Source organism: Neiella marina (assembly GCF_002165625.1).
Taxonomy (GTDB): domain Bacteria; phylum Pseudomonadota; class Gammaproteobacteria; order Enterobacterales; family Neiellaceae; genus Neiella; species Neiella marina.
Window position 1 is genome coordinate 134,165 of record NZ_NGNS01000004.1, and the last position, 12,929, is coordinate 147,093.

Sequence of the window (12,929 nt, forward strand, 5' to 3'; positions counted from 1 at the left end):
GCTATGACAGCAGTCCCCCCAAGCCAAGGCCGATTGTTTGATATTCAGCGCTATTCAGTCAGCGATGGCCCCGGCATCAGAACCACGGTGTTTTTTAAAGGCTGCAGCCTGCGCTGCAGCTGGTGCCATAACCCTGAGGCCTTGTTGAGTAAAAAGCAAACGATGCACTGCAACGGCATCGACAAACAAGTGGGTTACGACATCGACGGCCTGGAACTGCTCAAACTCCTTTATCGCGACAAGTCGCTCTATCAGAAATCAGATGGTGGGGTAACCTTCTCTGGTGGCGAACCCATGTTGCAAACCGATTACATTCGATCTTTGTTGCCGTATCTGAAGCGTGAAAATATTCATGTCGCCATTGATACCGCTGGAAATGTTCCGTCGTCAGCTTATCAATCGCTGTCTGACGAGGTCGATTTATTCTTGTTCGATCTGAAGATCATTGATCCGGTTAAGCATCGCCAACATACCGGGGTATCGAACAAGCAGATCCTGAAGAACTTCACTCAATTGGTGGCAAGACAACAACCGATTGAGCTGCGACTCCCCGTCATTAAGGGCATTAATGATAGCGAGGCAGACATCAAGCAACTCGCGTCATTTCTCCTGTCACTGCCGCAGCGTGCCTCTATTACAGAACTCAAAGTATTGCCTTATCACGCCATGGGGCGCTCTAAATACCAGCAACTCGGTATGACGACAGCCATTTTTGAAGCCCCCGACACCAGCATACTGGCTCAATATCAACAAACCATTGGTCAGGTACTGGACATTGATCCCACGTTGGCGAGTAGCCAATCGAACACTTGCACCGGAGGCCCTGATGGGGTTCGATGATTTCAAACAAGCCATGCACAATGAGATGGACGCATGGTACGCCAGTTATCCGATCGACATTTCGGAGATGACCAGTAGCCTCGATGCGCAGATATCAGAAGAAACCAGTGGTTATGCTATGCGAGGTCACATTTACGATGTTGCCGCCGCACAAATGGGCGTCAAGTTATTTCCCCATTGCCCTTTCTATTTTGAACTCGCTTCAGGTCGCGAACGCAACATGTGGGGTATGGAAGGCATTGGTGGCTATATCAAAAACAGCGACGGCTATCAGTGCCTGCGTCACAAGTACCAGTCTGACACCGCGCAAATGTGGGACAAAGGACTGTTCATCATCAATGATTTTATCGACAACGATCACCACGCCATGGGCGTCGATATCATTTTGAAAAAAGGCTTTCAGGGCATCCTCTGTGATGCCAAACGAGCACTGCGTGACTTGCATCTCAACGATGAACAACAAACTTGGCTCAATACAGTGATCAAAGGTTGTCTCTGTGCCAAAGCGTTGGGAGATAAATTTGCCCGCCATGCGGAGCAGTTGCTGACTGAGTCAACCAGCGCACGCTCATCACTCACTAACACCGCGATTGGTTTTCTAAACCGCATTAAGGACACTGCATCGCGGGTTCCTTGGCAACGACCAGAAACATTCTATGAGGCCATCAACACGCTGATCATGGCCAGAGAACTATTTAACACCCTAGATGGCGTCGGGATTTGCACCTACGGTCGTCTCGACAAGGTGTTATTGCCTTATTATCGCAACGATTTAAAACATGGGCGTATCAGTTATGACGAAGCCTATGAGCTTTGCTTGGCGCTGGTATCACTCACCGACTTTCGCTGGGACTACAATCAAGAACAAGTTGAAACGTCAACCACCATCACGCTTGGGGGCCTCGATTCAGAAGGCGAAGTCGTCGATAACATAGTGACAGAAATGTTCTTTGATGCGGTTGTTGAGTGCAATACGCTCAGTCCCAAAGTTAATATTCGGGTAAGCAGTCGCCACAACAAACGCTTCTTCGAATCGGCGGTACATGTTTCTAGAAACACTCGAAGTAGCGTGTCCTTTCTCAACGATGATGCCATTGTTACAGCCATGGTAAATGCCAAGATGGAGCGCCACCACGCCTTGAATTACGTTGCAGGCGGCTGCCAAGAAGTGGTTGCGGAAGGCGCGCAAGTAAGTTCCCGAGCCTGCTGGTATCTCAATTTATCTCGTATTCTCAGCATTGTGTTGGGGCAAGATAGCGCTCGAACTTACCAAACGCTGGCCGTCAATCAGAGAGGCGCAATCATGCCGCCAGATCTCAACGCCATCACCAGCTTTGAGTTGCTTTACCAACACGTAATCGTCACCTTGAAAGCGGTATCAATCGAGTTTGCTAATCACTTGGCCAACTACCAACGTCATTGGAAACAAGTTAATCCAGCACCTCTGTACTCGGCGACTCTAGAAGGTTGTTTAACCAACGCCGCCGACATGAGTGCGGGTGGCGCTCGATATACCTCAACGACCTATGCCACCGGCGCATTTGCCACTCTGGTCGATAGCCTGCTGGCCATCAAGGAAGTGGTTTTTGATAGCAAGCAGCTCCCCCTTACTGAGCTAGTTGAAGCGCTGAACAACAACTTTGACAACCAACAGCCACTACAACAACAGCTACTCACAGAGCTACCTTATTACGGCGATGATAGCGACAAAAGCAACATCATGGCGGCTCGACTGCTGAAAGACATAGAACAAATTCAGCGAACTTGTCAGAACTTCGCGGGGAGCAACTATCACCCGGCATTCTTTTCATATCACACCAACATCTATCTCGGCATGGATACTCCAGCAACAGCTGATGGCCGACCGGCTGGCCGGCCAGTGTCCCGTTCAGCCAGTCCGTCTGATTACAAGGGCAATAGCAGACGCAATCCGGCAACCGACGTTCATTCGCTGAAGTATTTGGATTTCAAGGGATACCCCGGCGCAGCAGTGCAGTATATGACACTGCCGGTTGCCAAAGAGCAATCAGATAAGATCTTAACTGCGGTCGTGCAAACCTTTGTTGAAAACGGCGGCTCAATTGTTGAGTTGCAGTTTAACGATGTCGAGGCGTTAAAAGATGCTCAGCAGCATCCTGAGAAATACCCCAACTTGAGTGTTCGCGTGTGTGGCTTTTCGGCTAAGTTTACCGCTCTAGACAAAACCGTTCAGCAAGAAGTCATCGAGCGGCTAAGCCAAGTGGCATAACAACCCTGTTCATAGCGGATCAAGTGTCAGTAGCACGCGTTTGTGATGAGGTTTTATCTGACAGGAACGGTGCACCGCAGCCATGTGCTCATGATCTTGCCAAGCACTAACGCAGAAATGATACATTACAAAGCATCACCAGCATCGCTTTATTCAAGCAATCGCCAATAGTGAATCGATATATCGACATTAGATTTTTAGCTAAGGTATGAACCAACCGTGCCCAGAGTTAAATCGCTAGGGCACGGTTTCTACTTTTTTGGTAACAGAAGTGACTAACTAGCCACGTTTTTCAAAGGTAAATGCTTCCAGCGCCTCTGATAAACCTTGGATATAACTGGCACCGACGGGAACCGTAAGGCTAGAACCGTTCAAGTCATCATCGATTGGCTCAAATTTACCGCCCAAGCAATGAGCTAAGAACCCTTCTGCAACACCATAGAAAGCCAAGCGGTTCTCTGGTCTGGCGAACCCATGACCTTCATCGGGGAACAATGCATAGGTCACTGGGATTTGGTTCTCTTGCATTGCTGCAACAATCTGATCAGATTCAGCTTGCTTTACCCGAGGATCGTTGGCGCCCTGGCCAATCAATAATGGTTTACTGATATTCGCTACTTTGTGAAGCGGCGAAGCCGCTCGCAACAAGGCTAAACCTTCCTCTGTGTTTGGATCACCAACGCGCTTTTCAAGCACCCGGCGGAAGCTCTCCCAGTATGGCGGGATCGATGCAAGCAAGGTCTCAAGGTTGGATGGACCGACAATATCGACACCGCAGGCAAAACGATCGGGGGTTATGGTCAAGCCAGCCAGCGTGGCATAACCACCATAAGAGCCGCCCATGATGGCAATTTTATCACTAGTGGTAATGCTCTCTTTAATAGCCCAGTCGATGGCATCAATGAGGTCATCATGCATCTTCAAGCCCCATTCGAGGTCTCCTGCGTTGACAAATCCCTTGCCAAAACCAGTCGATCCTCTGAAGTTGACTTGCAACACCGCATAACCACGGTTGGCCAACCACTGTGGTGTCGGCCGATAGCCATAAGAATCTCGAGCCCAAGGACCACCATGAACGTTGAGTACCAATGGCAGCGGCTTTTCTGGGCGCCCATCTCCGTCGGCATCCGCTCCGACCGGCAAAGTCAGATATGACACTAGCGTCAGGCCATCTCGCGAGTTGATCAACTCGGGAGTCATCAAGGCCAATTGCTGATCTTCCAATGCTGGCCGAGTGGCAAACAAGCGGTTGAAGCTGTTCGATTTAACATCCCATGTGTAGTAGGTCGCCACCTGATTCGATTGCGAGTTCAATACCACCCACACGCTTTCATCTCTGGTTGTGGATACTCTGGCGAAGTTACCGCCAAAACGCTCATCCAGTTTCGCCAAAAGCTCCTTACCACGTTGGTCTAAGGCGAAATATCGAGTCTTATCATAATCCACCGAGTACACATAAGGCTCGCCAGTATCGACATCTCGCCAAGTACCACCAATGTCGGCACGTTCATTCTCTGCGATCAGGGTTTTGTCGCCTGTGGCAAGATCCATAGCAAACAGCGCACTGGTATCTCTGCCTTTACTCTCTTGCAAATATAGCGTTTTGTTATCTTTGCTAAATCCAGCAAGGCCAGTGGTATACAAATCTTCAGGAGGCACTTCTAAAAACAACTCCCAACCATCGGCAGCTTTCTTGTAATACTCAAAACCGCCTATGCTGGTTGCTTTCTGGCCAAAGCGCATTTTCAAATCATTGTCGAAGCTAAAACCACCAAAATTCTCAGTGTTTTCAAATAGCAGTGTTAGCTCGCCAGAACTAACATCTAATTCATAAACATCATGCCAACGCGGATCTCGATTATTGATACCAATGATTTGTTTACCGGGAATGTCGGCATTACTCGCTAAGAAGGTGACTCGGGTATTTTCGAACGGGGTAAAGAGAGTTTCTTCACTGGTTGTCGGGTCGACGCCATACAGTAAAAAGTTCTCATCGCCACCCTTGTCTTGAACATAAAGCAGCTTTTCCATGCCAGCTACCCAGCCATAGCCGCGTATGCCGCGCCCCTTGTCAAAAGTAATTGGCTTAGCGGCACTAATATCATCAGCTGGTGCCACCCAAATGTTCATGACACCTTCAACTGGCGCCAGGTAGCTAATCATTGAGCCACTGGGGCTAATCTGAACACTGCTGTATGTAGGATTGCCAAAAATCAAATCTCGAGGAATTAGCTCAACTTGAGGTGATTCATCTACAGCAACAGCGGCTTCCGGTGCACTAGCGCTTTCTGATTTGGTCGGTTCTTTGGGGCCGCTACAGGCTACCAACGAGGCCGATAGCGCGGCGGACAACAACAGGTATTTGACGTTCATAGTATCTCCATTACGTTCATTCGAAAACGAGCAAGTGCCATCTTCGCGTTGAGTAAAGAGTAACTTATCTCGCTAACATTACTGCACTTTTTGTTTGTTTAAACGGGCTTGAGACAGGAACAAAATGTAATAAAGTGTGAGCCTTGAGTTGGCGTTCAGTTTAGTTAGTAATCTTTGAGCCACTGCATTGCCTCAGTGACTGTAGTCACCACCGTCACCGGAATATTGAAGCGTTGATAGATACCTGCATAAGTATCTCTCATCATCCAAGCGCCTTGAAGCTCTTCGGGCATCACCAAAGCAACAGCCTTAGGAGCTCTGCCATCTCGTTTTAACTGCCCAACATAGTCTGTCGCCGATTCGACAAATTCTTCGATACCTATACAACAACCAGAGAATTGAAAAATTTCCTTTCTACAAGGGTTAAGAAGCACGGGAGATTGTTGAATATCTTTGATGGCGGTTAGCAGCTCGGCATCGAACGGCCCCTCGCAGCGAACGTGAAGTAGCGTCCCATCTTCGTCTACAGGTTCGTATTCGAACCGGCCATGGGGTCGAAATTTTTGCGGACTAGCTTGGTCCGTGCTGATTTTCTTGACCATCGACACTTTCACATCAGGGGTTGCTTGCAAAATTTTAGCCTGAATTAACAAATATTCGAACGAGCAACTGACAAGTAACGATCAAACTAACCTTCCAACAAAAAAGCGAGTACCGCTAAATCCGTACTCGCTTTTTCTTGTTCAGGCTAAATCGACAATTATCTCAATTCAGCGCTTGTTTTGCTGCCTCGAAGCTGTCGCAGACTGCAAGCAGCTATAAGGTGATAGCCAAGCCATGTTACCAGCCAACCAAGCACCGGAAGGCTCCACCACAGCATTAAGTTGACCGGCATCATAGTGATTACTCGCTTGCTTCTTCGTCTGTTACCAAGCTTTGCAAGCTAGCCCAAACTTGGTCTAACTGGCGTGCTGAGCTTTCCTTGATATCTGCCGCTACGTTCTCTGCAACTTCCATCGCCACTTCAGTGACGGCAGTGGTTAATTCGTTTGCTGACGCCGCTGGTACAAAAGCACTTGATGCTAAAGTGACTGCTGAGATGACTGCGATTTGAATGCGTTTCATGATGTTCTCTCCGTTACCTAGTCCGTTGCCCGTTACTGTCTTTGCAGTTTGTTGGGTAGTTAAAATGTCAGTGACATTACTGCGCTTCACTGCGTTACATAGAGTACTTAACAAGTGCCGTGCCAATCTGAAAATAAATTTTATTTACCTGATATTTATAAACTTTTTAAAAACAGCCAGTCATTACAGAATATTTAACAAAGTGTTAATTGGTGAAATTAACCAGGTACATGGTCAATTTCACAATTCCCTAACTGCTTGTACTTTGGCATCCATCCAGCTTGCAACTTTCTGGCTTATTTCAAGCCACCTTTGTTGTCAGCAAAGTGGCTAATTGGCTCAGCAACTAGTTAGTCGCAATGATTAAAGAAAAGGTTTAAAGGCTAAGAACAAATTTGCCGGATACGTAAAGCTGGACGAGTCGCCGAGTGAAAGGTAAGTCAATTAGTCAGACGAGCATCCCGAGAAAGATAATTGCAGGGAGATCGGAGCAAGCGCACCTATCATGATATCGGCACTCCCTACAGAAATCGGTGGCAACAAGCTGAATCCCTACTTTCTATTTCAGCCTACGCTTCAATTTTGCAAAATCAACGACGATTCAGCACCGATAGATTTAGATCGACGTTTAGTTACTCCAGCCAAGTAGACGACCAAAAAAAGCGAGCACCACGTTCGCAGCACTCGCTTTATATTGTATCTGGACTAAGTTAAACCAGCCTACTAAACCAAATTAACTCACTGATTTTTAATTACATATAGTCAGAAATCGGCGCACATGAACAAACCAGATTACGGTCGCCATGAACATCATCAATGCGGTTTACCGTTGGCCAGAATTTGTTGTTGGCAACTTCTGGTAGTGGGAACACCGCAGTCTCTCGGCTGTAACTATGAGTCCATTCGCCCATCACGTTTTGCTGTGTGTGTGGCGCGTGAACCAGTGGGTTATCTTCCAGCGACCAGTCACCGGCTTCAACTTTGTGGATCTCATTGCGAATGGCGATCATGGCATCGGCAAAGCGATCCAATTCTGGCTTAGCTTCAGACTCCGTTGGCTCAACCATCAAGGTGCCTGCTACCGGGAAGCTCATGGTTGGCGCATGGAAGCCGTAATCCATCAAACGCTTGGCGATATCCATTTCAGTGATGCCAGAGGCTTCTTTTAGCGGGCGAATATCCAAAATACACTCGTGGGCGACACGGCCATTACGGCCGGTGTATAGCACAGGGAAGTGATCTTTCAGACGATCAGCCAAGTAGTTGGCATTCAAAATGGCAATTTCAGTGGCTTGCTTAAGGCCAGTGCTGCCCATCATGGCGATGTAAGCCCAGCTGATTGGCAAGATGCTGGCAGAGCCGTAAGGTGCAGCAGAAACCGCGCCATTATCTTTGTGCTCACCATCCATTTTGATGACCGCGTGCCCAGCGACAAACGGCGCTAAGTGCTGTTTGACACCAATGGGTCCCATACCCGGGCCGCCACCGCCATGCGGAATACAGAAGGTTTTGTGCAAATTTAAGTGCGATACATCTGCGCCAATAAAGCCCGGCGAGGTTAGCCCAACTTGCGCATTCATGTTGGCACCGTCGAGGTAAACCTGGCCACCATTGGCATGAACAATGTCGCACACTTCACGAATGGTTTCTTCGTACACGCCGTGAGTCGATGGGTAGGTCACCATCAAACAGCTTAACTGCTCGGCCATGGATTCAGCTTTTTCACGTAGATCGGCCAAATCGATGTTACCGTCGGCATCACAGGCAACAACTACCACTTTCATGCTGGCCATTTGTGCCGATGCAGGGTTAGTACCGTGCGCTGATTGCGGGATCAAGCAAATGTTGCGGTGACCGTCACCGCGGCTTTCGTGATACTTACGGATCGCCAGCAAGCCAGCGTACTCGCCTTGTGCACCTGAATTGGGTTGCATCAGCAGAGCATCGTAGCCGGTGATGTTAATCAACCAGTCGCTCAGCTCGGCCATCATGGCATCGTAGCCTTTGGCTTGTTCGCGCGGGCAGAATGGGTGGAGTTGACCAAACTCAGGCCAAGTCACCGGGATCATCTCGGCAGTGGCATTGAGCTTCATGGTGCATGAACCTAGCGAGATCATCGAGTGATTCAACGCCAAGTCTTTGTTTTCCAGACGCTTGATGTAGCGCAGCATCTCGGTTTCAGAGTGATAGCGGTTAAACACCGGCAAAGTTAGTACCTCGTCCTGACGCTGCAATGCTGCAGGGATCGCAGGCGCGCCATCAATCACTTGGCTATCGAGCACCTGAACTGATTTGTCATGCCCTTGGCCCAACAAGATATCGAACAGTTGGGCAACGTCGGCAGCGGTGGTGGTTTCATCGAAAGTGATCCCAACATGGCCAGAGACATCAAGACGGAGGTTAATCTTTTTCGCGGTTGCCGCTTCGACCACTGCGTCTTTGTCATCAACCGCCACCAACAAGGTGTCAAACCACGTATTGTTGGCCAGCTTCAAACCGCCTTGGGTTAAGCCAAGAGCCAGAATAGAGGTTAATCGATGGACGCGGTTAGCAATGGTTTTGAGCCCTTCTGGGCCGTGATAAATGGCATAAAACGCCGCCATATTGGCCAGCAGCACCTGTGCGGTACAAATGTTTGAGTTGGCTTTTTCACGGCGAATGTGTTGTTCGCGGGTTTGCATTGCCATCCGCAATGCAACGTTGCCAGACGCATCTTTTGATACCCCGATAATGCGGCCCGGCAGCGAACGCTTATAGGCATCACGCGTTGCGAAAAATGCAGCGTGAGGACCACCGTACCCCATTGGCACGCCGAAACGCTGAGCAGAACCAAGCACCACATCAGCGCCCAACTCACCCGGTGATTTCAACAACATCAGCGCCAGAATATCAGCGGCAACAGCAACAATGCCTTTTTGCGCTTGTATCGCTGCGATGACTTCTGTCAGGTCGTGGACTGCGCCGGTCGTGCCAGGGTATTGCAGCAAGGCACCAAAAACATTGTGCTCGCCCGCTTGTTGCCAAGGGCCAACCTCAATATCAAAACCAAAGGCTTCGGCACGGGTTTTCACCACATCAATCGTTTGTGGATGAACATCGTCGGCGATAAAGAAGGTATTACATTTTTTGTTTTTCGAAACACGCTTGGCCAACGCCATCGCTTCAGCTGCAGCCGTTGATTCGTCGAGTAAGGATGCCGATGCCAGATCAAGACCAGTCAAATCCATGGTCATTTGCTGGAAGTTCAACAGCATTTCTAAACGGCCTTGGGCGATCTCGGGTTGATATGGCGTGTAAGCTGTGTACCAGCCTGGATTCTCCAGCACGTTGCGAAGAATGACATTTGGCGTGTGCGTGTTGGTGTAACCCATGCCAATGTGCGAGCGGAAAATTTGGTTCTGGCTCGCCATGGTCTTGAGGTAGTTCAGTGCTTCAACTTCAGTTTTTGGCTCACCAATTTGTAGCGGCGCTGGCAATCGAATGTCATTAGGCACCGTTTGATGAATCAATTCATCAACCGACTCTGCGCCCAGCTGTTGCAGCATGGCTTGCTGTTCATCTGCACCTGGGCCAATGTGGCGACGAATAAAATCTTGTTTCTGCTCTAGTGCAGAAAGTGAAGCGTTGGTCATGTAACTACCCGTTTAAAGAACCTGGGGCTTTGCCCCGTCAACAGCACTTGAATCGCGAGCTCAAACTGATTGAGTGCTCTCGATTCAACAAAAAAATGCAAAAACCCCAACCAATCGGTTGGGGTTAAACGACTTACTGAGGGTGTGACGATTATTCTTCGTCAATCACTTCCTGATAGCCTTCGGCGTCGAGCAGATCGTCAAGCTCGGCAACATCAGATGGCATTACGCGGAACAACCAGCCGTCACCAAATGCATCAGAGTTCACCAACTCTGGCGAGTCTTCCAAATCTTCGTTGACGGCAACGATTTCACCGGTCAATGGTGAGTAAACGTCAGACGCCGCTTTTACTGATTCAGCGACTGCAACATCGTCACTGGCATTCACTTCTTCACCGACTTCCGGCAACTCAACAAATACCATATCTCCGAGCAGTTCTTGGGCATGTTCGGTAATACCAACGGTATAGCTACCGTCTTCTTCCTTGCGAACCCACTCGTGGGAGGACGTATATTTCAGCTCAGCTGGAATGCTACTCATGGTTGTTTTCCTTACTTAGCAATTGATGCTATGACAGCAATAATTAATCTGTGATTAGTCGATAACGGCTTTGCCGTTGCGGACAAAAACTGGCTTAACCCGTTTTACTGTAACCCACTTTTTGCGCATTTCCACTTGCACTGTGTCACCGGCATCAGCAGGTACCCGAGCCAATGCAATGGCGTGCCCTAAAGTTGGTGAAAAGGTGCCGCTAGTGATGACGCCGCAAGGCTCATCACCCTCACCTAAACGTACGTTTTGACCGGCGCGAAGGACGCCCTTGTCGGTCATGACCAAGCCAACTAACTTGTCGGTGCCTTCAATCCGTTGCTGCTCAAGGGCGGCACGGCCAACAAAAGCACGTTCAGTGTCATCCCAACCAATAGTCCAGCCCATGTTGGCTGCCAGTGGCGAGATGGTTTCGTCCATGTCCTGGCCGTATAGATTCATCCCCGCCTCAAGGCGAAGGGTATCGCGAGCACCTAAACCGGCAGGTTTCACTTCTGCCTTAAGCAGTGCTTGCCACAGTTCGCCAGCTTTGGCACTTGGGACCATGATCTCGTAACCGGCTTCACCGGTGTACCCAGTAGTGGCGATAAACAGCTCACCGGCGTGAACGCCAAAAAATGGCTTCATGCCAGCGACCGCTTGTTGTTGTTCAGGGCTCAATACCAATTGAGCTTTAGCAATGGCATTTGGGCCTTGCACCGCGATCATAGCCAGATCAGCTTGTTCGATTAGCTCAACGTTAAATGGTTCAGCGATTTGCTCCATCCAGTTGAGATCTTTTTCGCGAGTCGCAGAGTTAACCACCACACGGTAGTCATCATCAGCAAAAAAGTAGACGATCAAATCATCGATCACGCCGCCTTGCTCATTGAGCATGCCGGAATACAATGCCTTACCAGCGACTTTCAATTTGGCGACATCATTAGCCAGTAATGTTTGCAGGTAGGCTTTGGCTTGTGGGCCTTTGACATCGACGATGGTCATGTGAGAGACATCAAACATGCCGGCGTCATTGCGCACTTGGTGATGTTCATCGATTTGCGAATCATAACGAATGGGCATTTCCCAGCCGAAGAAGTCGACCATTTTGGCGTTGCCATCGATGTGTTGCTGATACAGAGCAGTTTGTTGCGGCATGATGTTACTCGTCTGTAAATTTGGTCAAAAATTATATGAACGGCTAGTGTGGCAAACAAATTGGAAGTTTTTATACTTACATAAAAATTGTTAATCTATCTCACCTACTGCATTAGAAATTATTATTTATAGCTTGCTTCCTTATGCGTCCACTATCGTTAGATAACCTCCGAACCTTGGTCACCGTCATTGAGCTTGGTGGCTATGCCAAAGCTGGCAATAAGCTCGGCCGCTCGCAGCCTGCGGTCAGTTTGCAAATCAAAAAGCTCGAAGAACAGCTGGGCAAACCACTCTTTACCAAAGAAGGCCAGCGCCATGTTCCCAACCAAGATGGCTTGTTCCTTTATAAAAAAGCGCGCGATATGCTGAGCATTAATGACGAGCTGCTCAATCATTTTCGGGAAACACCATTGCGAGGTCGATTAAGGTTGGGGATCCCAAGTGAGTTCGCCACCACCTTGCTGCCGGGGATTATCGGTGAGTTTAATCAGCTTTACCCCGATGTGGCGTTGGAAATCACCTCATCGCTCAGCAAGGAGCTACTGAACGAACCGAAAAGCGAGCAGTTCGATCTGATTTTGGCATTGATTAACCCTGAGCAGGCCACTGATGGCGAGTTGGTGCTGGAAGATGATTTAGTTTGGGTTGGCTCAGCGAGGCATTCGTTGCCCCATGCGCCACTGCCGCTGGTATTGGCGCCCGATGGTTGTGTCTATCGCAGTCGCGCCTTGAAGCGCTTGCAAGAGCAACAAGTCAACTGGCGCATCGCCTACACCAATGCTGATTTATATGGCCTGACCGCCGCCATACAGCAGGGCCTTGGGGTCACCGCTTTGGCTAAAACCAGTGTGCCGAAAGAGCTGGAATTAATTCATCACCCTAGCCTGCCAGCGCTGGGAAAGATCAAGATTTGCTTATTCAGCCAAAAAACCTCGCATCCGCAAGCGGCGGAAAAACTGGCGCAGTTTATTAAACTGCGGCTGCAACGCTAGATAACACCTCTAAGCGTTAAAATCTCAAAGCG

10 protein-coding genes are annotated in these 12,929 nt (G+C 49.0%); 3 read left to right on the top strand and 7 right to left on the bottom strand.

The genetic code is table 11. The annotated features are described in order from the left end of the window. The first annotated feature begins 3 nt into the window (after positions 1–3). Both CBE68_RS05350 and CBE68_RS05355 read left to right on the top strand, forming a co-directional pair. On the top strand, positions 4–840 hold the full coding sequence (locus tag CBE68_RS05350; protein ID WP_087505034.1) for a glycyl-radical enzyme activating protein: 837 nt from the start codon (positions 4–6) through the stop codon (positions 838–840). Further along, positions 827–3,088 carry a pyruvate formate lyase family protein gene (locus tag CBE68_RS05355; protein WP_087505035.1) on the top strand — a complete coding sequence of 754 codons (2,262 nt, stop codon included), beginning with the start codon at positions 827–829 and terminating at the stop codon, positions 3,086–3,088. The genes CBE68_RS05350 and CBE68_RS05355 overlap by 14 nt, the downstream gene beginning before the upstream one ends. Before the next feature lie 9 nt (positions 3,089–3,097). On the opposite strand, the gene CBE68_RS19000 is transcribed toward CBE68_RS05355, so the two are convergent. The 7 genes from CBE68_RS19000 to gcvT all read right to left on the bottom strand — a co-directional run bounded on the left by CBE68_RS19000 (position 3,098) and on the right by gcvT (position 11,905). Then, complete coding sequence (locus CBE68_RS19000; protein WP_143824492.1) at positions 3,098–3,214, bottom strand: DUF1826 domain-containing protein; 117 nt, start codon at positions 3,212–3,214, stop codon at positions 3,098–3,100. A gap of 153 nt (positions 3,215–3,367) precedes the next feature. Continuing rightward, positions 3,368–5,461, bottom strand: a complete 2,094-nt coding sequence (locus tag CBE68_RS05360) for an alpha/beta hydrolase family protein (RefSeq protein ID WP_087505036.1) — start codon at positions 5,459–5,461, stop codon at positions 3,368–3,370. 164 nt (positions 5,462–5,625) lie between these two features. Beyond that, positions 5,626–6,093: a hypothetical protein gene (locus CBE68_RS05365; protein ID WP_143824493.1), complete on the bottom strand. Its 468-nt coding sequence runs from the start codon at positions 6,091–6,093 to the stop codon at positions 5,626–5,628. A 271-nt stretch (positions 6,094–6,364) separates the two neighbouring features. Next, positions 6,365–6,586: a hypothetical protein gene (locus CBE68_RS05370; protein WP_143824494.1), complete on the bottom strand. Its 222-nt coding sequence runs from the start codon at positions 6,584–6,586 to the stop codon at positions 6,365–6,367. A gap of 752 nt (positions 6,587–7,338) precedes the next feature. Then, positions 7,339–10,218 (bottom strand): aminomethyl-transferring glycine dehydrogenase, encoded by a 2,880-nt coding sequence (gene gcvP / locus CBE68_RS05375; RefSeq protein WP_087505039.1) that lies wholly within the window; start codon positions 10,216–10,218, stop codon positions 7,339–7,341. Between the two features lie 151 nt (positions 10,219–10,369). Further along, complete coding sequence (gcvH, locus tag CBE68_RS05380) at positions 10,370–10,759, bottom strand: glycine cleavage system protein GcvH (RefSeq protein WP_087505040.1); 390 nt, start codon at positions 10,757–10,759, stop codon at positions 10,370–10,372. Between the two features lie 54 nt (positions 10,760–10,813). Then, positions 10,814–11,905: a glycine cleavage system aminomethyltransferase GcvT gene (gene gcvT, locus CBE68_RS05385; RefSeq protein WP_087505041.1), complete on the bottom strand. Its 1,092-nt coding sequence runs from the start codon at positions 11,903–11,905 to the stop codon at positions 10,814–10,816. A gap of 143 nt (positions 11,906–12,048) precedes the next feature. On the opposite strand from gcvT, the gene CBE68_RS05390 reads away from it, so the two are divergent. Then, a complete protein-coding gene (locus tag CBE68_RS05390) occupies positions 12,049–12,897 on the top strand; it encodes a LysR family transcriptional regulator (protein ID WP_087505042.1) in 849 nt (282 codons plus the stop codon). Positions 12,898–12,929 lie beyond the last annotated feature (32 nt).